The 23721-nt window shown below is 51.9% G+C and carries 24 protein-coding genes, 1 tRNA gene and 1 pseudogene; 20 read left to right on the plus strand and 6 right to left on the minus strand.

Annotated features, from left to right (window positions below):
- Window positions 1-287, minus strand: a 287-nt coding sequence (locus tag BLR64_RS25050) for a transposase (RefSeq protein ID WP_167360780.1), incomplete at its 3' end; no start/stop codon positions are given.
- Between the two features lie 101 nt (window positions 288-388).
- Between BLR64_RS25050 and BLR64_RS25055 the strand changes: the two genes are divergently transcribed.
- On the plus strand, window positions 389-910 hold the full coding sequence (locus BLR64_RS25055) for a serine O-acetyltransferase (protein ID WP_090718812.1): 522 nt from the start codon (window positions 389-391) through the stop codon (window positions 908-910).
- 130 nt (window positions 911-1040) lie between these two features.
- Here BLR64_RS25055 and BLR64_RS25060 read toward each other — a convergent pair.
- Window positions 1041-1112: transfer RNA gene (locus BLR64_RS25060), tRNA-Val, on the minus strand.
- A gap of 334 nt (window positions 1113-1446) precedes the next feature.
- Here BLR64_RS25060 and BLR64_RS25065 point away from each other — a divergent pair.
- Window positions 1447-1893 carry an NUDIX hydrolase gene (locus BLR64_RS25065; RefSeq protein ID WP_090718814.1) on the plus strand — a complete coding sequence of 149 codons (447 nt, stop codon included), beginning with the start codon at window positions 1447-1449 and terminating at the stop codon, window positions 1891-1893.
- A 75-nt stretch (window positions 1894-1968) separates the two neighbouring features.
- Here the strand turns inward: BLR64_RS25065 and BLR64_RS31290 are convergent.
- A pseudogene (locus BLR64_RS31290) lies at window positions 1969-2602 on the minus strand (class I tRNA ligase family protein); the annotation flags it as partial.
- Between the two features lie 101 nt (window positions 2603-2703).
- Here BLR64_RS31290 and BLR64_RS25075 point away from each other — a divergent pair.
- The 7 genes from BLR64_RS25075 to BLR64_RS25105 all read left to right on the plus strand — a co-directional run bounded on the left by BLR64_RS25075 (window position 2704) and on the right by BLR64_RS25105 (window position 8037).
- On the plus strand, window positions 2704-2922 hold the full coding sequence (locus tag BLR64_RS25075; RefSeq protein ID WP_090718816.1) for a hypothetical protein: 219 nt from the start codon (window positions 2704-2706) through the stop codon (window positions 2920-2922).
- 110 nt (window positions 2923-3032) lie between these two features.
- On the plus strand, window positions 3033-3476 hold the full coding sequence (locus BLR64_RS25080; protein WP_090718818.1) for a GNAT family N-acetyltransferase: 444 nt from the start codon (window positions 3033-3035) through the stop codon (window positions 3474-3476).
- An 88-nt stretch (window positions 3477-3564) separates the two neighbouring features.
- Entirely contained in the window at window positions 3565-3801 is a 237-nt protein-coding gene (locus BLR64_RS25085; RefSeq protein WP_068723548.1) for a DUF3892 domain-containing protein, read from the plus strand.
- A 193-nt stretch (window positions 3802-3994) separates the two neighbouring features.
- Window positions 3995-5548 (plus strand): spore germination protein, encoded by a 1554-nt coding sequence (locus BLR64_RS25090; RefSeq protein WP_090718820.1) that lies wholly within the window; start codon window positions 3995-3997, stop codon window positions 5546-5548.
- The gene (locus BLR64_RS25095; protein WP_090718822.1) at window positions 5545-6693 is read left to right on the plus strand and encodes a Ger(x)C family spore germination protein; all 1149 of its coding nucleotides are present in this window, start codon (window positions 5545-5547) and stop codon (window positions 6691-6693) included. Before BLR64_RS25090 ends, BLR64_RS25095 begins: the two co-directional genes overlap by 4 nt.
- 17 nt (window positions 6694-6710) lie before the next feature.
- Window positions 6711-6908, plus strand: coding sequence for a hypothetical protein (locus BLR64_RS25100; RefSeq protein ID WP_090718823.1), 198 nt, complete (start codon window positions 6711-6713; stop codon window positions 6906-6908).
- 22 nt (window positions 6909-6930) lie between these two features.
- A complete protein-coding gene (locus tag BLR64_RS25105; protein WP_090718825.1) occupies window positions 6931-8037 on the plus strand; it encodes a GerAB/ArcD/ProY family transporter in 1107 nt (368 codons plus the stop codon).
- Between the two features lie 3 nt (window positions 8038-8040).
- Here the strand turns inward: BLR64_RS25105 and BLR64_RS25110 are convergent, their stop codons facing one another.
- Window positions 8041-8778, minus strand: coding sequence for an MBL fold metallo-hydrolase (locus BLR64_RS25110; protein WP_090718827.1), 738 nt, complete (start codon window positions 8776-8778; stop codon window positions 8041-8043).
- A gap of 165 nt (window positions 8779-8943) precedes the next feature.
- On the opposite strand from BLR64_RS25110, the gene BLR64_RS25115 reads away from it, so the two are divergent.
- Both BLR64_RS25115 and BLR64_RS25120 read left to right on the plus strand, forming a co-directional pair.
- Window positions 8944-9495 carry a copper amine oxidase gene (locus BLR64_RS25115; protein ID WP_068723560.1) on the plus strand — a complete coding sequence of 184 codons (552 nt, stop codon included), beginning with the start codon at window positions 8944-8946 and terminating at the stop codon, window positions 9493-9495.
- 89 nt (window positions 9496-9584) lie between these two features.
- Entirely contained in the window at window positions 9585-9908 is a 324-nt protein-coding gene (locus tag BLR64_RS25120; protein ID WP_039872519.1) for a DUF1292 domain-containing protein, read from the plus strand.
- Between the two features lie 107 nt (window positions 9909-10015).
- Here the strand turns inward: BLR64_RS25120 and BLR64_RS25125 are convergent, their stop codons facing one another.
- Window positions 10016-11491: an aminotransferase class I/II-fold pyridoxal phosphate-dependent enzyme gene (locus tag BLR64_RS25125; protein WP_090718829.1), complete on the minus strand. Its 1476-nt coding sequence runs from the start codon at window positions 11489-11491 to the stop codon at window positions 10016-10018.
- Window positions 11492-11585: 94 nt separating this feature from the next.
- Here BLR64_RS25125 and BLR64_RS25130 point away from each other — a divergent pair, with 94 nt between their 5' ends.
- The 4 genes from BLR64_RS25130 (at window position 11586) to BLR64_RS25145 (ending at window position 16249) form a co-directional block, all read left to right on the plus strand.
- The gene (locus BLR64_RS25130) at window positions 11586-12872 is read left to right on the plus strand and encodes an MFS transporter (RefSeq protein ID WP_090718831.1); all 1287 of its coding nucleotides are present in this window, start codon (window positions 11586-11588) and stop codon (window positions 12870-12872) included.
- Window positions 12873-13179: 307 nt separating this feature from the next.
- Window positions 13180-13776, plus strand: a complete 597-nt coding sequence (locus BLR64_RS25135; RefSeq protein WP_090718833.1) for a hypothetical protein — start codon at window positions 13180-13182, stop codon at window positions 13774-13776.
- Window positions 13777-14109: 333 nt separating this feature from the next.
- Window positions 14110-15522 (plus strand): NADP-dependent phosphogluconate dehydrogenase, encoded by a 1413-nt coding sequence (gndA, locus tag BLR64_RS25140; protein ID WP_068723567.1) that lies wholly within the window; start codon window positions 14110-14112, stop codon window positions 15520-15522.
- A gap of 181 nt (window positions 15523-15703) precedes the next feature.
- Window positions 15704-16249 carry a shikimate kinase gene (locus BLR64_RS25145; RefSeq protein WP_090718835.1) on the plus strand — a complete coding sequence of 182 codons (546 nt, stop codon included), beginning with the start codon at window positions 15704-15706 and terminating at the stop codon, window positions 16247-16249.
- Window positions 16250-16277: 28 nt separating this feature from the next.
- Here BLR64_RS25145 and BLR64_RS25150 read toward each other — a convergent pair whose 3' ends face one another.
- Window positions 16278-16586: a rhodanese-like domain-containing protein gene (locus tag BLR64_RS25150; RefSeq protein WP_090718836.1), complete on the minus strand. Its 309-nt coding sequence runs from the start codon at window positions 16584-16586 to the stop codon at window positions 16278-16280.
- Window positions 16587-16698: 112 nt separating this feature from the next.
- Here BLR64_RS25150 and aroA point away from each other — a divergent pair, with 112 nt between their 5' ends.
- The 5 genes from aroA (at window position 16699) to ptsP (ending at window position 23688) form a co-directional block, all read left to right on the plus strand.
- Window positions 16699-17991, plus strand: a complete 1293-nt coding sequence (gene aroA, locus BLR64_RS25155) for a 3-phosphoshikimate 1-carboxyvinyltransferase (RefSeq protein WP_090718838.1) — start codon at window positions 16699-16701, stop codon at window positions 17989-17991.
- Window positions 17992-18331: 340 nt separating this feature from the next.
- Complete coding sequence (locus tag BLR64_RS25160; protein ID WP_090718840.1) at window positions 18332-18766, plus strand: CoA-binding protein; 435 nt, start codon at window positions 18332-18334, stop codon at window positions 18764-18766.
- Between the two features lie 130 nt (window positions 18767-18896).
- Window positions 18897-19565, plus strand: a complete 669-nt coding sequence (locus BLR64_RS25165; RefSeq protein ID WP_090718841.1) for a hypothetical protein — start codon at window positions 18897-18899, stop codon at window positions 19563-19565.
- Window positions 19566-20050: 485 nt separating this feature from the next.
- Complete coding sequence (locus BLR64_RS25170) at window positions 20051-21934, plus strand: glucose PTS transporter subunit IIA (RefSeq protein WP_090718843.1); 1884 nt, start codon at window positions 20051-20053, stop codon at window positions 21932-21934.
- The gene (gene ptsP / locus BLR64_RS25175; RefSeq protein WP_090718845.1) at window positions 21931-23688 is read left to right on the plus strand and encodes a phosphoenolpyruvate--protein phosphotransferase; all 1758 of its coding nucleotides are present in this window, start codon (window positions 21931-21933) and stop codon (window positions 23686-23688) included. Before BLR64_RS25170 ends, ptsP begins: the two co-directional genes overlap by 4 nt.
- Window positions 23689-23721: the final 33 nt, after the last annotated feature.

Below are 23721 nucleotides of genomic sequence, written 5' to 3' on the forward strand. Positions count from 1 at the left end.
TTTAGCAGTTCACGCAGAAGCTCGATCTCTAGATCTTTTTCGCCTAGGAGTTTAATCGCAGTGTCCATCTTGTCCTCTAACTCCTGAACACGTTTTGCATCTTCGATACGTTCGCTAACAGAGGGTGTTGCCTGCTCACCGAATCGTTCTTTGTAGAACTTCACCCAGTTCGCAATCGTGCTCGGAGAAACTGAATACTTACGGGCAAGGAAAGATATCTTTGTTCCATTAATCGCTTCTTGGGCAACTTTGATCCGTTGTTCGTCGTACAACTTATTGCTCTTCATGTTCCTCATCCCCTTCTCTATTAGTGTACCTTATGCATCTTGAGGACTCCAATTCGATTAGGGGGCTTGAGAGGATGACTGACAAAAAAGGAGGATGACAAATGATTAAGTCATTTAAATCAGATTTAAAAGCGAATCGCAAAAATCCACAAACGCTTATGGTCTTGTTTACTTATCGCTTTGGAAACTGGGTACACTATCAGGTTAAGAATAAGATTGTAAAAAAAACGCTATGGGGACTCTATAAAATGATGGACTTAGCTTTTGTTCGAATCCTATCTAATGGAGAATTACATGCACAGGCTAAGATCGGTGATTATCTTCATTTGCCGCATGGTTTAAATGGTATCGTTATTAGTCACAAAGCAGTTATCGGCAGTCATGCTACCATCTTTCATCAAGTAACTATCGGCGGCAGAAATAGCTTAGGTGAGCCAGTAATTGGAGACAGAGCCTTTATTGGAGTGGGAGCTAAGATACTCGGTCCTATCTTGATTGGTAACGATGCGAATATCGGCGCTATGTCAGTAGTTGTCAAGGATGTACCTGACAACGCATCAGCGATAGGAATCCCAGCACGAAACCTGTTGCGAGATGAACCTAAAAAAGAAAATACTAGATAGACGGAGGAATGACATGAGAAAAAGCTTAAATAAGGAGCAAATTTGAGGATCAAACTATGTTGAGATGGTTAAGGGGCATGACAAAGAAAAACCCCTTATTATATAAGGGGTTTTCTAGAGATTATACATATAGGACGGATGGGGTTCGAACCCATGACCCCTACCCTGTCAAGATAGTGCTCTCCCGCTGAGCTACCGTCCTGCAACGAAATTTATAATAACACAGGCTGTTAACTGATGGCAACAATTATTTTCTGAATGTAAATTAAGCATCGGGAATCCATGAGCTGGCGCGGGGGATATTGTGTTTTTTGAGACAGGGCCGGAAGGGGCGCACCAGCTGTATAATCATACGGAGGTTCTGTGCAGGAATTTTGATTTGCGTACCAATAACGGACTGGATGTAGCGGAATACCCTGATTCGGGTAAAAGCAATATTCTAATCTCGTTATGAGAAAAGAGCGCGACAGCTAAAAAGCGTCTGTTATATAATGGAAGCCGTTTAAGACCATGAAGATGACAAAGGTGGGCGGCCGGTGAAAGTTACGATACATAAGACAGGTATGGATGAATCTGTACTGAAGTATGTAGTGATTGCAGCAAGGCAGGATGGCAGGTGGATTATGGCCAGGCACCGTGAACGCACTACGTGGGAGTTTGCCGGCGGGCATATTGAGCCCAATGAACCGGCGGATGCTGCTGCGGGCAGGGAACTGTATGAAGAGACCGGTGCAGAGGAGTTCTCCTTGACTCCGGTCTGTGTGTATTCTGTAGCTCGTCAGGGAATGCCCGAGAGCTTCGGTAAGCTCTATCTGGCGGATGTCCAAAGCTTCGGGCAGATCCCGCAATATGAAATGGCTGAAATTAAAAGCTTTACAGAAATTCCGGAAGAAGTAACATACCCGCATATTGTACCTGCGCTTGTGGCTGAAGTGAAACGGTTTTTGCTGGAGATGCAGCCGGGCAGGACCGGAGCTGAATAAAGGTTCACCCGGACAGTGCCCCGGTTGGTAGATGAATGGGTCTCAGCGCTATGCCCGAATGTGTATTTTGCACATCTAACCTGCCCCGGTAATTTGCGCCTGAAGCCGCTCGGTCTCTTCCTCGATCCGCTGCAGATCAATCCGTTCAAACAGCAGGGTCAGGTCCTGAAGGGTCTGTCCGCAGGTACGGAAATGCTGTGCCAGCAGGGCTGCTCAAGAGAGAGGAAGGAGCGGATCCGGCCGCAGGAAAAAGGAATAAAAGGATTTAACAGGTTGGCCAGGTTGGCAATAATCTGCACCCTGTTGTACAGGGTATGGCTGCAGGCTGCGGGATTTTCCCTTAAGGTTGCCCAGGGCTCAGCGCGTCCTTGAACCGGCCAGCTTCAATAAGCTTTCCGGCCTTTGAATACGATTTATTAATCGTATCGCTCCATAGCGGATTTGCTTCTCCCTGGGGCACCCGGCCGTCGAACGCCTTATTAATGAAAGCTAGGGTCCGGTTGACGAAATTGCCGAAGGCTCCGAGCAGCTCGCTGTTATGGCTGTGGATAAATTCCCGCCAGGAAAAATCAGTGTCCCGCTTCTCGGGGCCGTTTGCTATGAGAAAATAGCGGAGAGAATCCGGCTGATACCGGCTGAGTATATCGGGAACCCAGACCGCCCAGTTCCGGCTGGTGGAGAATTTCTGGCCTTCCAGGGTCATGTATTCGCAGGCAAACAGCCGCTGCAGCTGAAGTCAAGTGTAAGTTTAATATCCCTCCTAAACGTCAAAGCTGGAAACAGCAGATCTGATTAGGAGGATAGAATCATATGCGAAAAGACAGTAAGACTTTTATTACAGGCCTCTGTACTGCTCTGCTGCTGGTGCTTACCGGTTGTACGGCTGTATATCAGGCACCGAAGACCGCCCCGATACACAGTATGACGGAACTGGGCGGCAACCTGGATCCCCTGGATCGGACGGTGTCGCCGGTGATGCGGGATGTGTATGACCGTTCCATTCCTGCTGAGGTGTACTCCGCTGATTGAACGTGCGTATAAACCGGCTTTTGGCGGACCGCATTTTCCCTATACAGATATTCAAAAATTCTGTATAATAATTCAACTGTCGTTTGACATAGGGAGGAGAGGCAGAGGATATGGCAGCGGAAATCGTACATGTAACAACAGAGGAACAGCTTCAGATGGGGCTGGACATCCGCAAAAAGGTATTCGTGGAGGAGCAGCAGGTTCCTGCGGAAGAGGAGATCGATGAATACGATGTAATCGGCGATCAGGTGCATCATCTGCTGGTTGTGGAAGACGGCGTTCCGGTAGCCGCAGGCAGACTGATTTACTATAAAGCGGGCTCTGCCAAGATGCAGCGGATCGCTGTCCATAAGGAATACCGGAGCAAGGGGTACGGCCGTGTCCTGCTGATGGCGCTTGAAGAGCGCGCCAGGGAGCTGGGCCTTGTGTTCTCGGTGCTGGACGCGCAGTGCCAGGCGGAAGATTTCTACGCCAAGCAGGGATACGAGGTCATCTCGGACGAGCCGTTCTATGATGCAGGCATTCTGCATGTCAGAATGCAGAAAAAGCTCTAGAGGCTGATGATACATACTTCTTTGCAGCGGAGGGAAATCTACCTGTGTGACATAGGGCGAATCCAAAATGCGAAGGAGAGAATCCGCAGTGATCAACAATGAACGCGAACGTTTTGTAGCGGCGCAGAGAAATGGTGACGGCGATCTGCTGAAGTTTCAGACTTCCTCTGGACGTGTACTCGATTATCAGCAGGCGCTGCAGGAGGTTCAGGCCGGTAGTATTGCCGGAGTGAACGTGTTCAAAGGGAAAGACGGCGAAATGTATATCCGCGGCGATGCGGACGGGGATCCTACGAATAATCTGGATCAGCTGCCGCAATTTTAAAGACATCAAAGGATAGGAAGACTGGACATGCGCTCTGACAAGCGAGTGTCCGGTCTTTTTTTTTTGGAATCCCCGCCAAGTACCTGAGTATCACCCGAAGTGTTAAAGCCGCTCTTTGATGGGCTGTTTGTCGTATAGTTCAATGGGAAATGGCGGATAATGTGGTTATTAAAACTGCCGGGGGAGGCTGCAGATGTTCTCGTTATTCCGTAAATCTAAATCGACCACCGGCAGGTCCCCGGCAACAGCCCAGGCTGACCGCTCTGAACCCGGAGCTTCGCTTGAGCAGCGGCTTGCCTGGTTCCAGGAGCGCCTGGACAACTGTGTCGATGCAGTGTTCAGAGCCTTCACGGGGGCTGGCGGGCAGCAGTACGCCCTGGTATTTCTGGGCGGGATTGTTGATCTGGAGCTGCTGCAGGAGGATTTGATCAACCCTATTGTAGGAGCAGGGGAAATGGATAGTCCGGCTAAGGGGCAGACTGTTGATTTCGGCCGTCTGCTGATTACCTCCTGCAATGTTACCGAGCAGTGCGGGGAGGCGCTGCAATATGTACTGGACGGCGCTGCGGTTCTGATTATAGCCGGTGAACCGCGGATGATCGGTTATCCCTACGCCAAATTTGAGAAACGCAGTATAACGGAAGCGCAGAATGAGGTGGTGATCCGCGGTTCCCGTGAAGCTTTTGTAGAGGAAGTCCGCACCAATGTTACGATGCTGCGCCGCCGTATCAGGAGCCCGGAGCTTAAGATTAAGAGCAGCTATATCGGGAAGCATACCCGTACGGAAGTGCTTGTCATTTATATGGAGGGCATCTGCAGGCCGGAGCTTGTGGAGGAGGTTCAGCACCGGCTGTCCAAAATTGAAATTGACGGTGTACTGGAGAGCAGCTATCTGGAGGAATTCATTGAGGATCACCCCTTCTCCCCGTTCCCGCAGATCCAGAATACAGAGCGGCCGGATACGGCTGCTGCTGCCCTGCTGGAAGGAAGGATTCTTATCCTGACCGACGGAACACCGATGGCGCTGATAGCACCGGTTACCTTTCCTGTCTTTTTCCAGTCACCTGAAGACTATTACCAGCGTTCCTATGCCTCCACCTGGATCCGCTGGGTCAGGGTGGTTTTCATGTTTGTTTCCCTGCTGGCGCCCTCCTTTTATATTGCGCTAACCACTTATCACCCGGAGATGATTCCTGCAAGTCTGCTGTTCAGTATTGCTGCGGCGCGCGAGCCGGTTCCATTCCCTGCACTTTTCGAAGCGTTTATTATGGAGATTGTCTTTGAGGGGCTAAGGGAAGCCAGCATCCGGATCCCTTCGGCAATCGGGCAGGCCGTCTCTATTCTGGGGACGCTTGTGATCGGGGAGGCGGCAGTCCGTGCAGGTATCGTCTCCTCGCCGATGGTTATTATCGTATCGCTGACAGGGATTTCGTCCTTTATTGTACCGAGTTACAGCCTGGGGCTGACGCTGCGGCTGATCCGCTTTCCGATCATGATCCTTTCGGGTAGCTTCGGTCTGCTTGGATTGTCAATCGGGATGTACCTGGTTCTGCTCCACCTGGTTGTATTATCCTCCTTCGGGGTGCCGTATCTGGCTCCGGTTGCACCGTTTAAATGGAAGGATATCAAGGATACCATTATCCGTGCGCCATGGAAGCTTATGAAGAACCGTCCTTCCGTTTACGGAATTGACCCGACAAGAAGGCTGAAGAGCCAATTATATGACAATGGGGATGAACAGGATTGAGCGGCTTTCCGGTATACAAAAGAATACTCCCTATGCTCCTGCTCTTAGTTATGCAGTCACTTGTGCTCACCGGCTGCTGGTCAAGAATCGAGATCAATGACCGGCTGCTGGTAGTGGCCATGTTCGTAGATGAGCTTGAGGAAGGCAAGGTACAGCTTACATTGGGCTATGCCAAGCCGAATCAAATCGCCTCCGGGGCAGGAGGAGAGTCGCCGGGCTCGTCAATGCCTTATGCCACCGTTAAAGGGGAAGGTCGGAATATTTCAGATGCTTACCGTAATATCCAGACCAATATCTCGCGTGAAATTTTTTGGGGACAGGTAAAAATCATTGTGTTGGGGGAGGAGTATGCCCGCACCGGATTGGAGCCGCTGTTGGATTTCGTAAACCGTAAATCTTCGATTCCGCTTAAAACCTACATTCTGGTGGCTAAAGGAAAAGCGGAGGAGATTTCCATGTTTCCTACCCAGATTGAAAAGTTCCCGAGTGAAATTTTCCGTGAGCTGGTCGCCCGCAAAAAAATTGTGGTCGGCAGTGTGAAGCATTTCATGATTGCCCGTGAATACGGAAGAGGTATGATCCTTGCTTATCTGAGCCCTAATCCGGACAAGACACAGGGCAATCAGATCAGGGTGCTCGGTTCTGCCCTGTTCCAGGATAACCGTATGATCGGCACTATGGATGTACAAAAGACCAGAGGGGCTATGTGGCTGCGGGGCAATATCAAGGATGCTGTCATAACCTTTCCATCTCCTACAGACAGGGGAAAGATCAGCCTGTTAGTGACCGGGGCTAAGTCAAAGTTAAGCCTTAAGCTTCAGGACGGCAAATTTCTGTATTCTCTGAAGCTCAGTGTTGAGAGTGTTATCGATTCCTCCGATTCATCACTGGCTTTGTCTGATCCGGATACGCTGCGGGAGCTTGAGAGCATGCTGGGCGAAGAAATAGAGTCGAGAATCCGCCAGGCTTTTAATGCTTCCCGCGAAGCAGGCAGCGATGCTTTTCAGCTTGGAGCGCATATTGCCTGGAATTATCCGGCAGAATGGAAGAAGGTAAGGGAGGATTGGAGCAGCGTATACAAGGAGCGGGCCAGGCTGGATATAGAGTCAAAAGCCGTAATCCGTCTGCTGGGCGCCCAGAAATAATAGCGGGAGGGATGTGCATGGCTGCAATCTTATTGCTGTTTCTGATGATCGTCCTATTTGAGGGTGTATACCTTAAAGTTAAAAAAAGAAAGCTGCGCACCTATATCATAGTATATGGAGTGATGCTGCTTGCCCTGGTGTATAACCTGGCCGCAGCCCTTCTGCCTGAAGCGCTGAATCCCAATCTGATTATCGAAGCCGTCCTGGGGAAATAAACGTTGGTAAGGAGAGTCTTGTGTGAAGCATGTATCCGCCTCGCAGTTCATAATGCTGCTGACGATTTACCTTTATTCAGAGAATGCCGCCTTTCTGATTTCCCCGATTTTCAAAACGGCCTCCTATAACACAGTGCTGTCCGTGCTGCTCGGGGGTGTTATGGGACTGATCATTATCCTGATTGGTACGGCTGTTGCGCGGAAGAATGAGCGGGAGTATTTTGCCGTGTTTGGCAAATATATTGTCGGTAAATGGGTACATATCCCGCTGATGCTGCTCCTTGCCGGATACCTGCTCCACCGGGCATCCATGAGTATGAGAAATATCGAAGACTTCCTGTTGGTTAATCATTTGCCTACGACGCCGCAGGCTGTAATTGCCATAATACTGGGAACAGCTGTTGCGCTGACTGTGCGTGCGGGGATACAGGCGATTGCGAGAATTGCGGAAGCGATCTTTTTTGTAAACCTGTTTCTGCTAATAGTCCTTACACCGCTTCTGCTTGGCATTGAGCTGCATATTCCGATGCTCCGGGCATTTGTGACGAATTTTGAATTGAACCGCACAGCGGCGGGGATGCTGCAGGCGACCCCCTGGTTCGGCGATGCATTTGTGGTTCTGTTTATCTTTCCTCATCTGAAGCATCGGATGAAAATCAGCCGGATGGTGGTGTGGGGGCTGGTCTTCTCCATGATCTTAATCATGTCTTATCTGGTTCCAAGCCTGCTTGCCTTCGGACCGGAGCTGGGCGGTAAAATGACCTATCCGGTAATGGAATATGTAAGAAGCATGCGCATTGCCGATTTCATCGAGACGCTGGACCCGTTTCTGACCATCCTCTATATCCCTGCAGTGATTCTAAAAATCAGTCTGTTAATCTATGCTGCAGTAATCAGTCTGGCCCGGCTGCTTGCGCTGCATGACTATAAGCCCCTCGCTTTCTCGGTGTCGGCAATCGTGGTGGGGTATTCCGTCCATTTTGTCAACAATACAGCTGAGCTGCTTCACTTCATGACGGTATACTGGCCAACCTATGCCATCTGTATGCAGCTGATTCCGGCAGTGTACTGGGTAGTGCTGAAGATCCGGGGGGAGAATATTGCTCTGCCGGAACCGAAAGACCGTTAGTGCTTACAACGGGTATACCACATGCTGCTCCATAAAGATCATCTCGGCCGTTTTGCCCTCGAACTCCGGCTTCTGGTCGCTGTAGTGCATCAGACTGATCAAGCTGCGTACATCCTGAGGCAAAGTCAGCAGGTCGCTTAATGCGGTATGAATGGTAGCCGGACCTGTCAGCTGGCATTCATGAAAGATTTTGCGGACACCCTGCCTGCGGACGAGCTTCAGGAGGAATTCCGGCTGAAAGATCATATCGGCACTGTAAAAAATATCCCCGTTGAGCAGCAGGGAATAGCTGTCTTTCCCGCGGATATGCGGTGTGCTGATCAGCTCCAGCGTTACCTCGGCTGAAAGGGTATGGGGGGTGGCGGGCTCCAGCGGCGTTACTTCAAACGCTTCATCCAATGAGCGGGGGGAAGCGGATTTCCCAGTGAGGCTTTTCCGGTAGCTCTCCCGGAGAGACTCTAGTAGCGGACCGGCTGCAAGCAGTGTCATTTTCCGGCCGGAGCCAGCATGCGTGAGCCTGGCGAGCTCAGGAAGACCGCCGGCATGATCACTATGGGTATGGGTAATCAAAACGGCATCGACCTCACGGAACGAACGTCCGGCTGCTTCCAGGGCCAGCGGTGCCGTCGTCCCGCAGTCAATCATCAGGTTATAACCCGGGCTGAGCAGCAGCCCGTTATTATTATAGTAGTTTGTGGCATGGGCATCACCGGTGCCGAGCATTTGCAGCTGTACGGTCATACTGAGTTCCTCCAATGATTATAGTGCTGCCGGGGCAGAAATGGCATTATCTAAATATAGTATTATTTTAACCGGGATAATGAAATTATTACCTGTTTCCTCCGCAACTTGTAGCTGTATATGTAGTATATATTAACAGCATGAATTATTTGGAGGGTCTCAAGGATGAGATGGAAAAAAATTGCTCTGTGCGTGGCTGTGTTTTCCCTGATGGGAGGCTCATTATTGTTCGCGGATTCTGTAAATCAAAAGCTTAGAGTCTGGAGTAATGGAAAGGAGATGGCCGACGGGGGATATCTGATTGACGGGAAGGCCTACATTCCGGCCAGGGAGGCCGGAGGTGTCGTCAGCTGGGACGGCTCAGGCAAGGTGACGATCCTCAAGCCGAATGTGCAGATCGTATTGTTCAACGGTGATAAGGTATTTGGCAATGTCAATGTGGGCAAGCTCAAGATCAAGGTGCTGACTCAGGTGGACAGCCTGACTGATGATATTGCGGCTGTAAAGGTCGCGATTACCGACCCTTCGGGCAACGTGAAAGATATTCAGTCCCAGGAGCTCGGCGGCTCGAAGAAGGAGGATTTCTGGTTCCCGACTTCAGAGTTCACCTATGACTTCAAGGATTCCGGAAAGTACCGTGTGGGCTTCTATATCAAGGCTTCCAAAGGCTCCGATTACGTTCTTGTGGCAGAGAAGGTAATTACGGCGCTGGATTAGGGTTTTTGGGCCATACGCAAATTGACCTGAACTTGCCATACGTGTTACGATACCTTAGCAGGATAATTCAATTAAAGTGAGGTATTTCAATGAGCGATCACAAACATGAGCATGGCCATGAACATGGTGAAGCATGCGGTTGCGGACATGATCACGACCATGAGCACGAGGAGTTTGTGCTGACCTTGACGAACGAGCAGGGCGAAGATGTAGAAATGGTGCTGGTGGAAACGTTCGACGTAGGCGAGAAGTTGTACGCGCTGCTGCTGGAACGCGAAAACCCTGAAGCAGACGGTATCATTCTGCGTATGGAAGAAGAGAACGAAGAAATGGTTCTTTACAACATTGAAGATGAAGCTGAATGGAAAGCTGTTGAAGAAGCTTACAACGAGCTGCTTGCCCAGCAAGAATAGATTTCAGTGCAGCTGAGGGCATGCCTGCCGGACAGGCAGCAGCGCTCCTTGCACAAAACCCCGATACTGGACAGTATCGGGGTTTTGTTTGCCTTGGAAGCTGCCCGTCAGGAGATCGGGTCAGCTTCTACAATAACTTTGACAAAGTTGATGCTGCGGTCTTCCGGTCCTTTGACCGGGAGGCCGATTTCGACATGGTCGATGATATAATCGATGTTGTCCTGGGTAATAACTTCACCAGGCAGCAAAATTGGAATTCCCGGCGGATAGACGTATATGAATTCAGCGATGATGTAGCCGGCGGATTCGCGGAACGGAACCAGCTGTGTATCTGCATAGAAAGCGTCGCGCGGAATCAGCGCAAGCTGCGGGATTTCCGGCACCTGTACCTTCAGCTCGTAAATTTCGCCCTTGCTGTAGTGTACGGCGGAGAGCACACGCAGCGCGGAAATCAGCTTATCTACGGTTTCCCGGGTATCTCCGGGGGTAATCAGGCAAAGAATATTATACATGTCGCTGAGTTCAACTTCGATGTTGTACTTCTGACGGAGCCAGTTCTCTGTCTCGTAGCCGGTAATGCCAAGGTGACGGACATGGATGTTCAGCTTGGTCGGATCGAGATTAAAGGTAGCTTCTGTTCCGAGAATCTCCTTGCCGAAGCTGTACAAGCCGTCGATATTATTAATGGCTTCCCGCGCGTAATTGGACAGCGCGATCGTCCGCTCAGCCATTTCATGGCCGTTAAGGGCCAGATTGCGTCTGGAGGTATCCAGGGACGCCAGCAGAATATAGGAAGTGGACGTTGTTGTCAGCATGCTGATGATCGTCTGAACCCGCTGCGGATTGACCAGGCCGGTCTTCGCGTTAAGATTCAGTACCGAGCTCTGCGTCATGGAGCCGCCCAGCTTGTGAACGCTGGTTGCTGCCATATCCGCACCGGCCTGCATGGCCGATACCGGCAGATCTTCATGAAAATGAATCAATACTCCATGCGCCTCGTCCACCAGTACAGGTACTCCGTAGCTGTGAGCCAGGTCCACGATCGAACGCAGGTCGGCAACTACGCCGAAGTAGGTGGGATTGATGACCAGAACGCCTTTGGCGTCAGGATGACGCTTTAATGCCTTTTCCAGCGAGCTGGTGGTTATACCGTGGTCTATCCCAAGATTCTCATCCTGAACAGGTGAGATAAAGACCGGCTTGGCTCCGGAGAAAATAATGGCCGACATCACGGATTTGTGAATGTTGCGGGGCACTATTATTTTGTCTCCTTCCGAGCAGACAGAGAGGATCATAGTCATGATGGCATTGCTCGTGCCTTGTACGCTAAAATAAGTGTAGTCGGCGCCGAAAGCCTGCGCAGCCAGCTTCTGAGCTTCCAGGATCACGCCCGTGGGCTGATGAAGATCATCAAGCGGTGCGATGTTGATCAAATCTATGGATAGCGCGTTATCGCCGATAAACTCACGGAATTCGGCATCCGTTCCTTGCCCCTTCTTATGCCCGGGAATATGAAATTGAACAGGGTTTCCGGCGGCATGCTTTTTGAGAGCGGTGAAGAGGGGAGTATCGTGTTGATTCATTTAATGCTGTCACAACCTTTCGCCAAAATTTATTTTTTTTTAACGCAAGCACCAGTATAACAAATCAATCACCATAATACTAGGATGTGATAAAATGACTGGCAAAGTTGCAGGCCGTGTGCATATTAATTTGGCTTCGCCGTTTATTCTGGAAATGTGGGTAATCATTTTTCTGGTCGAATTTGTAAAAGGCTCCCTGCTCGTTGCCCTGCTCCCGGTGTACATGGAGAATATTCTCGGCCTGTCGGTTACGGTGGTTGGCTTCTCCTTCGCGCTGCAGTATCTGGGGGATAATCTGTTCCGCAGCCCATTCGGCTGGGTCATGGAGCGGATCGGATACCGCTGGACGATGACAGGATCGCTGCTGCTGATTGTGCTTGCAGTGGGCATGATTATCTATGCCAAGAATGCGGCAGCGCTCTCGGTTGCCTGCCTGATTCTCGGCATCGGCACTTCCCCGCTCTGGCCGTGTACCATGACCGGCATAACCGAGCTTGCCGGCTCTACAGAGAGCGGCAGCAGCGGCGCGGCCATGGGTGCGGTCGAGATGGCTTCACTGGCTGGAACGGGCATCGGGCCCATCGTCGTCAATTTTATGATGGATCACGGGGGACAGAGCTACAGGACAGTATTCCTTGTCCTTATGGGCTGTGCCGCCGCTGTTGCCGCGGTCGCGCTGCTGCTGCCATCGAGAATTGCCGGCCATGCGCCGCGTGTGGTGCGCAGCATGGACGGTGAGGCCGGGGCAGCAGGCCGGCGGCCATTCCAGCCGCTGAAGAGCCTGAAGCGTACGCTGCTGCAGGTCAGAACCTCGCTGAAGGTTAGCAGGCTGCTGTTCCCGGCGCTGTTCCTGCAGGCTTTTGCGATCGGCCTGATGACGCCTGTAGTAACGCTCTTCGCCCGCAGTGAGCTGCATGTGACTCCGAACCAGTTCAGCCTGCTGCTGATTGCCGGAGGCGGCATTACGGTGCTTACGCTCATTCCGGCCGGCAAGCTGGTCGACCGGATCGGAACGACCGTGTTCCTGAACATCGGCTTTCTGCTTGCGGCCGCTTCACTGGCCTTTTTCTCACAGGTACGCTGGCTGCCGCTGGCTTTTGTCGCTGTGGCGCTTGTCGGCATCAGCTATGCGCTGATTCTGCCGGCCTGGAATGCCTTTGTGGCCAAGCAGGTGCCGGCTGGGGAACGCGGCACCGTATGGGGCCTGTTCCTGACCCTTCAGGGCTCGGGGATGGTTGCCGGCCCCGTGCTGTCAGGCAGGCTGTGGGATTCTGTCAGCCACAGCGCCCCCTTCCTGGCAAGCGCCGGTGTAATGGTGCTGCTGGCCGGGCTGCATCTGCTGATCGTCCGCCGGACCGGGCTTAAGCAGAGCGCAGGCTGATCCGGTATGCATTTACACGACAGCCACTATTAATTGAAGAGGCCCCGTTTATCCGGATCATGATATGTTCCGGATGAACGGGGCCTGATTGCGTGAGCGGCGAAGGAAAAAACAGTGACCGTTTGGGAATGTCGGGAAACGGGTAAAAATAGTCAATAAACCAAGTTACCGCTACATAAAATGAAGTATAAAATATCAGTAAGACGAACGAAAAAAAGGAATTGCTTTCAGGTGGAGGTCCGGCCGTCGGTTTTACTCTGTAAATACAGATGAAACTGCTTCAACAAAGCTGTTAGGGGGGAGTGCCGTGAACAAAAACGACGAGGTGGAGTACTGCAACCTGGAGCTGCGCTTTGACAGGCAGGATATCCAGAACCTGATCAAGGATTTGATCAAGGAAGGCTATTCCCTGTACTGGAGTGAGAATGAAACTGTATTTCTGATCTCGGTGCGCACCGGCCGCAAGCTGGTTAAGCTGCGTTTTCAGCAGATAAAGGACGGCTACAAGCTGGTCGGAGACTATATGATCCGCGATGCGCGGCTGTCCGGATGGATGGAGAAGCTGATCGGCGACATGCGGGGGCATGCGGTAGTCAAACGGTTCCGCGACCGGCAGATTATTATTGAGAACATTATGTTCGGCGAAGTGATACGGCTGGTGGAAATCTCCGGGTATCAGCAGCGTGTCTTGTACCAGAAAGGTCCGCTGCTTACCGACCAGGAGCTTACAAAGCTGTTTTATTCAGAAGAGGGCGAGGAGCGGATCCGGCAGCGCAGGGTGGAAGTGGACGAGGAGCTTGACCGGCTGAATGAAGCGATGCAGAGCGGGGACACTGCGCTGATGGAGGCATGCAGGGTGAAGCTGGCCGGTTTGTCCCGTGAACTGAATATGCTCGAATGGTAAAGAATCAGGGCATCCCGCTGGCGGGGTGCTCTTAATCTGTGCGGATATCCGGGATAAATAATACAGGACTTTTAAGACCAGAGCCGCATGGCTGCAGGCAAGAAACTGTCATTTCTGCATGCGCTGTTCAACTTGTGGACAGGGGTTCACTTCTGGCGGCAAAAACGTTAAAATAGTCATCGTGAGCAATTTCCTGATATTGAAGCGCTTTGTCAATGAAATTGATCTCTCTTTCGCAGGCCGGAACTTTGCTGTAGCTGACAAAGGGTGGTATTCTGATACTGCGAGAAATGGATTTCACAAAAATATAGGGTGCAAAGGGTGGAGAACCAGATGGCAAAACAACAAATCGGCGTTATTGGCTTGGCGGTAATGGGTAAAAATTTGGCTCTTAACATCGAGAGCAGAGGCTTTTCCGTATCGGTATATAACCGTTCCCCGGAGAAGACCAATGACCTGATCGCCGAAGCTGAAGGCAAAAACTTGGTAGGTACCTTCTCTGTAGAAGAGTTTGTACAATCCCTTGAAGTACCGCGCAAAATTCTGATCATGGTACAGGCCGGTAAAGCAACGGATGCTACCATTGAGCAGCTTCTGCCGTATCTGGATCAGGGCGATATCATTATCGACGGAGGTAACGCATACTTCCCTGATACTGTACGCCGCAGTAAAGAGCTTGAAGACAAAGGCTTCCGCTTCATCGGCACCGGTGTATCCGGCGGTGAAGAGGGTGCGCTTAAAGGTCCATCCATTATGCCGGGCGGACAGGAAAGCGCCTATAAGCTGGTTGAACCGATTCTTACGGCAATTTCCGCCAAAGTGGACGGAGAGCCTTGCTGTACATATATTGGACCGGACGGTGCCGGACACTATGTCAAAATGGTGCACAACGGTATCGAGTACGGTGACATGCAGCTGATCTGCGAAGCCTACCAGCTTCTGAAGGACGTTCTTGGCCTGGATGCCAAGGAGCTGCACAGCATTTTCAAGGAGTGGAACAGCGGTGAGCTGGACAGCTACCTGATCGAGATCACTACAGATATCTTCGCCCAATACGATGAAGAGACCGGCAAGCCGATGGTTGACGTGATCCTCGATTCCGCCGGCCAAAAGGGAACAGGCAAATGGACAAGCCAGAGCTCGCTCGACCTGGGTGTGCCGCTGTCCATGATCACTGAGTCCGTATTCTCCCGCTTCCTGTCCGCCATGAAGGAAGAGCGTGTAGCAGCAAGCAAAGTGCTGAGCGGACCGGAAGTGGAGCCGTTCCAGGGCGACAAGGCCGAATTCATCGAGAACGTGCGCAAAGCACTGTTTGCCAGCAAAATCGTATCCTACGCGCAGGGCTTCGCACAGCTTCGTGTAGCTTCCGACGAATATGGCTGGGATCTGAAATACGGCAGCCTGGCCAAAATCTGGCGCGGCGGCTGCATTATCCGCTCCCGTTTCCTGCAGAACATCACCGATGCCTACGAAACCAATCCGGATCTGAAGAACCTGCTGCTTGATCCGTTCTTCAAGGACATCATGAGCTCTTACCAGGCTGCCTGGCGTAAAGTGGTATCCGCTGCTGTTGCACAAGGCGTACCTGTACCAGGCTTCTCCAGTGCTCTTGCCTACTATGACAGCTACCGCACAGAGCGTCTGCCTGCGAACCTGCTTCAGGCACAGCGCGACTACTTCGGTGCCCACACCTTCAAACGTGTGGATAAGGAAGGCGTCTTCCACCACAACTGGATTAACGAATAGTTCTGTAGCATGCTTGCAGGAAGAAGTCCGAATGGTTTCCCGGTTGCGGGAAGCCTTCGGGCTTTTTTTACATGGAGGATACGGGTATGGCATCACTCTGGCAGGAAGCAGGGGGAAGTGGATTGTGCAATCTTTTGGGCGTGTGTTATGATATGACAAATGTCGCGGTTGGAGGGTCGTTATGTCGGGGGATAGAGAACAACAGTGTTCATATAAGCCTGAACCGGGGAGAAATATCATTCTGGTCGGGATGATGGGCACAGGAAAGTCAACCGTAGGTGCAATGCTGGCCGAGGAGCTGGAGTATGAACTGGTAGATCTGGATCATGTTATCGTCGAAACTGAAGGCCGGAGCATTGCGGATATCTTTGCCGCAGACGGTGAGGCGTATTTCCGGAAGGCAGAGTCAGCTGCCCTGCAGCGGATGCTTGAGGGAGAACGCAGAATTATTTCAACAGGAGGCGGCGCGGTGCTTGCACCGGGGAACGCTGAGACTATGCTTGCCAAAGGGCTTGTTGTAGCACTGACAGCTACAGAAGAAGTTATTATTGCCCGTGTGAGCGGAGATGCGAACCGTCCGCTGCTCGCCGGCAACGCGCAGGATAGAGTCCGCGCCATTATGGAGGAGCGACGTGAGGCCTACCGGTTTGCGCATTGCACGGTCGATACATCGGAGCTGAGTGCGGCAGAAGTGTCACAGCATATTTTAATGCATTACCGCGGTTGAGCTTTTAAGTGTATTTGCAATGGGCTGTTTACGCCTCCTGCGTTTCGTTCCATTCCAGCATCCCGCCGCTTAGGTTAGAGGCTTGGATGCCGAATTGCTGCAGGTACTCGCACACACGCTGGCTGCGTGCACCGGAACGGCAGATGAAGATAATGCCGGTATCAGCGGGAAGCTCTCCGCTGTGCTGCGGAATCTGTCCCATTGGAATATGCCGGGCACCCGGAATCATTCCCGTTGCAACTTCGTCATCCTCGCGGACATCGATCAGAAGCAGGTCCTCACCTGCCGCAAGACGCTGGCGCAGCTCATCTGGTGTAACTTGTGGAATATCGTTCAAGGTTAAGACCCCTTTCTATTTGCAGAATATTGATATAATACCATAGCTTTGGACTACAGTGTCAAACGAGCACTACATATCCCTAATACTATGAATAAGGAGCGTTTAAATAATGGATGTTATTGTTAGGCCTACACCGACCCTGCAAGGAGAAATTGGAGCGCTGTCCTCCAAAAACTATACAACCCGCTACCTGCTGGTTGCGGCGCTGTCTGAAGGAGTAAGCACCATCTATCATCCTGCCCACAGTGAGGACAGTGATGCCATCCGCAGATGTATCGCTGATCTGGGCGCTGTCCTGACGGAAGACGATGAAAAAATCGTTGTACAGGGCTTCGGCAAGAGCCCGCGGGATGTGAAGGAGCTGAACGTGGGCAATGCAGGAGCGGTACTCCGCTTTCTGATGGCTGTGGCTGCGCTTAGCCCTGAGGTTACTTTTGTTAATACTTATCCTGATTCCCTGGGCAAGCGTCCGCATGATGATCTGATTAAGGCACTGGGCCAGCTAGGCGTTGATGTTGAGCATAATAACGGCAGGCTGCCTATTACCATCCGAGGGGGCAAGTCTGCCGGCGGACGGATTACTGTATCCGGTGCAGTCAGCTCCCAGTATCTCAGTGCGCTGCTGTTCCTGACACCGCTGCTTGAGGAGGACAGCGAGATTATCGTGCTGGATGACCTGAAATCCAAGGTCGTTGTTGGCCAGACCCTTGAGGTGCTGGAACAAGCGGGAATCGTAGTACATGCTGCAGATGACTACATGTCCTTTAAGGTGCCTGGCCGTCAGGCTTATGCCGCCAAGTCGTATACTGTACAGGGGGATTATCCTGGATCGGCTGCTGTGCTCGCGGCTGCGGCTGTAACGAAGTCTGATGTGAAGATCCACCGGCTGGCTGAGAGAAGCAAGCAGGGGGAGCGGGCTGTTGTGGATGTGCTGCAGATGATGGAAGTACCGCTGACCCATGAGAATGGTACTGTTCATGTCAAGGGCAACGGAATCCTGAAGGCTGTAGAATTCGACGGTGATGCAGCAACTGATGCTGTGCTGGCCATGGTGGCAGCCGCCGTATTCGCGGAAGGAACCTCACGCTTCTATAATGTAGAGAATCTGCGGTATAAGGAATGCGACCGTATTACCGACTACCTGGCCGAGCTGACACGCGCAGGCGCAAGGGTCGAGGAGCGGCGCGACGAGATCATCGTGCACGGTATGCCGGAAGGAGTAGAGGGCGGCGTAACCATCAACGCTCATTATGACCACCGTGTCATTATGGCCTTGACCGTAGTCGGCCTGCGCGCACGCCAGCCGCTGCTGATCAAGGACGCCCATCACGTCGCCAAGTCGTATCCGCAGTATTTTGACCACCTGCGTGAGCTTGGTGCTGATGTGGAATGGGTAAAGTAGGTTAGGTCAGATCACTTGCCGGCGAGTCGGAGCACGGCTGTCTTGAGCTAAGCTCCGGACATATGGGGCTGCTTTCAGCCTGTCTCTACTTGTTCTTGTGAAGGAACACTGCTGACCGCTGATCGGTAAAGCGAAGTTTTTTATGGATAAGGGGCACGTAATGCAGGCTGTGGCGGATACTGTTTATGGTTGCTGATGCTACATCCCTCACATGTGTCTTATGGCTCAGAAAGCTGCTGACTCTTTGTGTTATTCTTAGTGTCAGGACATTCTTATTGATGCTGATAAGAATGAATAGAATAAATTCAGTCAAAAATCATGCACAGGGAGGAATACTACGATGAGTTTTGAGAATCCAAGCCGTGAACAGATTGGAGATATTCTTGCATCAGCTGGCAATATCGCTGTTGTCGGCCTGTCAGACAAATCCGACCGTACTTCATACATGGTAGCTTACGCCATGCAAAGCCGGGGGTACCGGATCATCCCGGTGAATCCTACCGTGGACGGAGACATTCTCGGCGAGAAATGCTACCACACCCTGGCTGAAATTCCGGAGCCGGTTGATATTGTCAACGTGTTCCGCCGCAGCGAATATTGTGCTGAAGTGGCACAGGATGCAGCCGACATCGGTGCCAAGGTGCTATGGCTGCAGCAGGGCATTATCAGCCAGGAGGCAGCTGACATTGCAGCTGAACACGGCATGACCGCCATCATGGACCGCTGCATCAAGGTCGAGGAAGCGATCACCATGCACGGGCGCAGCCGGGGCTGATCGGCTAATTTAAGCTGGAAACCTGCTGAGCGCATTGTTATACTGGCTTTAGACGAAGAACGTCCATTACCCGTTAGGTTACTTCCGGGCTGTGGGCGTTCTTTTTTTATTTTCCGGGAGGGGAACTTTGATGGAGTTTGAAGAAGCGTATGGATTGTGGTTAAGCCGTCATTCAGCTGGGCGGAGCGGTGAGCGCAGAGGGAGGCTTTTGCGAGGACATAACTTTGCTGAGAAGCTGTTCGTACAGAATGTGTGGTGGCCGCTGTTTGAATCGCTGGAGCATTTGCATCCGGAGTACGAGATCTATGACTGGAACCGCAAGTCCCAGTTTCTGGACTTTGCTTTTTTACCGCCTAACGGCCCGCAGATCGGCATTGAATGTGACGGATTCCAGAGCCATATTAAGGACATGGACAGGGAGAAGTTCAGCTATGCGCTGAACCGTGACAATTTCCTCACCGGTATGGGCTGGCGGATGCTGCACTTTTCGTTCGATGACATCCAGCAGCGTCCTGAAGTATGCAGGATGCTGCTGCAGCTGGTGCTGGCTCCGTATTTGGCAAAGAAGCCCGCGGCGACAGATATTTTGCCAGCTGAAAAAGAGGTGCTCCGGCTAGCCTGGCGATTGGCCAGACCGCTGCGTCCGAAGGATGTGATAGATCAATTCGGGCTAAACTTTCGTACAGTACGGAAGGTGTTAAGGACACTTAGCGAAAAAGGCTTGCTTATGCCGGTTGAGGGAGGTCGGGGAGTACGTCACTATGAACTCAAGCCGATGTCCAGGGATCAGATCTGGTGAGAATTCTCTTCATCTCCGAAATTGTATAGAGGTTTGAGAGATCTGTTGTATTTTATACAATTGATTTCATCTTAAAGGGCTTCAAAAGTGATTCTATTGCATTTTATACAACAGAAATTCTGAAATAAGCCCGATTAAGGTTAATTTAGAATAATCTATTGTACGAAATACAATAGAATTGTTTTTACTGCAGGAAAACGGTAAATCTGTTGTACAAAGTGCAATAGATACCATGCGAACTGGGCATTATCATACATCATAGGTTAGTTTAGAGATGGATTATGAGGGTTGTGAGCGTCAGTATACTTTTTAAACAAGTTTGCCGCATTCCGGCTACAGTTATTTGTCTTTACTCTGTATCTGCAAAGTAATCATTCACTTCCCATCCTCCCGCCCCGCATGGTATTCTAGGAGTTGCGTATTCTTTTTGACAAAAACTGCTGGAGCGCTTACCATTTAGCATAGAACGAAAGGAGAGGGTCACCTTGAATTGGCTCGGATCACTGCAGCAGTTGGGCAGAGCCATAATGCTTCCTACTATGGTGTTGCCGGCTGCAGCTATTCTGCTGAGTCTGGGCAGCTTGCCGTGGTCTGCATGGGGACTTTCTTCGGTATCTGAAGTGACTACATACGCGGGGCAGGGAATATTTTATTTCATGCCTTATTTATTTGCTGTGGGCGTTGCCTGGGGGCTGTCCAATCAGGCCGGGCCGGCCGGTCTTGCAGCATTAGCGGGAATGTTCACCTATGACCGGATTGTTTCCAATATGGGCGACGGAACGGTTCAGCCTGCAACGCTCATCGGCATTATTCTCGGGATTGTCGCCGGTGTGGCGCATAACAAATTTAAAAATATCAAGCTTCCGGAGGCGATCCAGTTTTTTGGCGGGTCGCGTTTTGTGCTCCTGTTCATGGGCCTATTCTCCGCCCTGTTTGCCTGGGTGATGCTCGGCGTTTCGCCGCTGCTCCAAAATGTGCTTGATCATCTGCTCCGCGATATACAATCAGCCGGAGGGTACGGCGTGTTCGTATACGGGGTGCTGTACAGGGTGCTTACAGCCTTCGGGCTCCATCATATCCTGAACAATCTGTTCTGGTTCCAGCTTGGCAGCTTTACCACTCCTGACGGCAGTGCGGTCGTGCAGGGGGATTTGCCGCGTTTTTTTGCGGGTGACCCGACTGCAGGCGTATTTATGGCCGGGCTGTTTCCGATTATGATGTTTGCGCTCCCGGCGATTGCACTGGCCATCATACAGGAAGCGCGCGAGGATCTGAAGCCTAAGATCAAAAAGACTTTTTTGCGTGCCGCGCTGGTCTGCTTTTTGACCGGAGTGTCGGAGCAGATCGAATTTGCGTTCCTGTTTGCATCCCCGTATCTGTTCGCGGTGCATGTGGTAATGTCGGGTCTGGCTATGGTGCTGACCTATCTGCTGGGTATCCATCACGGGTTCTCTTATTCGGCGGGAGCAATTGACTTCTTCCTGAATATGCATCTTTCCCAGCGTGCCTGGCTGCTGATTCCGATCGGCATAGGCTACGCGGTTGTTTATTATAATCTGTTCCGCTGGGCGATCCGCCGCTTCCAGATTCCGACTCCGGGACGCGAGGAAGGCTCTGAGCTTGGCGACTGGGCGGGTAATATACCTTATCAGGCTCCGCTGATTCTGGAGGCGCTGGGCGGCAAAGAAAACATTGTCCAGGTGCAGGCCTGCATCACAAGGTTAAGACTAACGGTGCACAACGACCGATATATAGATACATCAGCGCTCAAGGGCCTGGGCTCTGCGGGCATTATTAAGCTTGGCGGCGGCAACGTGCAGGTGGTATTCGGAACCTACTCCGAGCTGATCCGCGAGGAAATCGACAAGCTGATGCTGCGCGATCTGCCGCAGGTGCTGTTCTGTGCCCCGATCCAGGGCAAGATGATGCCGATTGAGGAAGTGCCGGATCATATTTTTGCCGCGAAGCTGGTTGGTGACGGGGTGGCTTTTTATCCGGAAAAAGGAGAGCTGGTCTCGCCTGTATTCGGCAAGGTCATGCACGTGTACCCTACAATGCACGCAATAGGCATTTCTACGCCCGAGGGGCTTGAGGTGCTGATGCATATCGGGATCGATACATCCCAGCTCAAAGGGCCGTTTGAGGCGCTTGTACAGGAAGGTGACAGCGTGGAGCCGGGTCAGCTGCTCGTCCGGTTCGATCTGGCTTACCTGCAGGAGCATGCCGCTTCGCTGGCAACGCCGATGGTGATCACCAATCCTGACCGTGTCAAATCGTGGAGCTATGCTCCATTCAAAAATGTTAAAAAAGGGCAGTCTTCGGTAATGTCCGTGGTATTACATGAAAGTGTTGGAGGGGTGGAAGCATGATTCAAGGCATAGGCGCTGCAGCAGGTGTAGCTATCGGGAAGGCCTTTGTCCTGCCTAACTGGGAATGGAGCCTGCCGGACACACAAGTGAATCCGGTTGATCTGGCCCAGGAATTTGAGCGGTTATATGAAGGAATCCGCACCTCTAAAGATGAGATTGAATTTATCAAAAAAGAATTCCGCGAGGTCGTCGGGCCGGAGGAATCCAGCATTTTTGATGCCCATCTGGCCATTCTGGATGATCCGGTGTTTATGAGTGAGATCCGCGGTATTATTGAACGCCAGTATAAGGCGGCCGAGGTGGCCGTTAAGGAAGCTATCGATCATTTTGTGGCCATGTTCGATCTGCTGGACGATGAATATATGAAGGAGCGGGCGGTAGACATCAAGGATGTCGGCAACCGGCTGCTTAAGCATCTGCTGGGCGCTCCGGAGGTGACTTTGCCTTCTGATACACAGCCCTACATTCTGGTGGCGAAGGAGCTGTCCCCGTCCCAGCTGGCTCACCTGAATCCGGTGTATGTGCTGGGGATTGTTACCATGATGGGCGGCAAAACCTCACATTCCTCGATCATGGCACGGGCGCTCGGGATTCCGCTGGTTGCCGGCCTTGAGAACAAAATCAGCAATCCGATACAGACCGGCGACATGCTGGCGATGGACGGGGATACCGGCATTGTCCAGCTGCATCCGGATGAAGCCACGATACAGTTATATGCCGCAAGACGCGATAAGCAGCAGCGCAAAAAGGAACAGCTCGAGCTGCTCGCTACCGTTGAAGCGGTTACGAAGGACGGCGTAAATCTGCATCTGGCCGGTAATATCAGCTCCGTCAAGGAGCTGGATATGGCGCTGAAGTACGGTGCGGAGGGAGTTGGCCTGTTCCGTACAGAATTCCTGTACATGGACCGGCACTCCTTCCCTACAGAGGAAGAGCAGTTTGAGGTTTATAAGCTGGTCGCCGAGAAGGTTGGCAGCAGCACGGTGGTCATCCGCACGCTGGACGTCGGGGGAGACAAGCATCTCGATTATTTCCAGCTTCCCGAAGAACAGAATCCGTTCCTTGGCTACCGCGCCATCCGCATCAGTCTGGACCGGACGGATTTGTTCAAAACCCAGCTGACGGCAATCCTGCGGGCCAGCCATTACGGCAATGTCAAAATTATGTTCCCGATGATTTCTTCCGTAGAAGAGGTTCAGGCGGCCAAGGCCGTTCTGAACGAGGTGAAGCAGGATCTGGATCAGCGGGGCATTCCTTATAACGCCAACATTCCGGTCGGCATCATGATTGAGGTTCCGGCAGCTGTTATGATTGCCGACCTCCTGGCCGAGGAGGTCGATTTCTTCAGCATCGGCACCAACGATCTGGTGCAGTATGTGCTGGCCGTGGACCGGATGAACGAGCAGATCGCCCATATGTATCATCCGTACCATCCGGCGGTGCTGCGCATGATCCGGATGACTGTGCAGGCGGCACGCAGTGCCGGCATTGATATCAGCGTCTGCGGCGAGCTGGCGGCGGACGAACGTTCTCTGCCGCTCTGGCTGGAGCTCGGTATCAGCAATCTCAGCATGTCGCCGCAGGCGCTGCTGCGTGTGAAGCACCGGACCCTTAATACCGTAGCATCCGAGGCCAGAGAGACGGCGAAAGCCTGCTTCCGGTTCAAGACAAGCCTGGAGACGGAAGAAGTACTTGGCGCATTTGCCGGACGGGGAGCTACGGCGGCAGAAGCAATAAAAGAAAAAACATCGTAGAGAAAATCAGCGAATTACAGGTTTGCTGAATTG

Source organism: Paenibacillus typhae, from assembly GCF_900099765.1.
Classification (GTDB): Bacteria; Bacillota; Bacilli; order Paenibacillales; family Paenibacillaceae; genus Paenibacillus_AQ; species Paenibacillus_AQ typhae.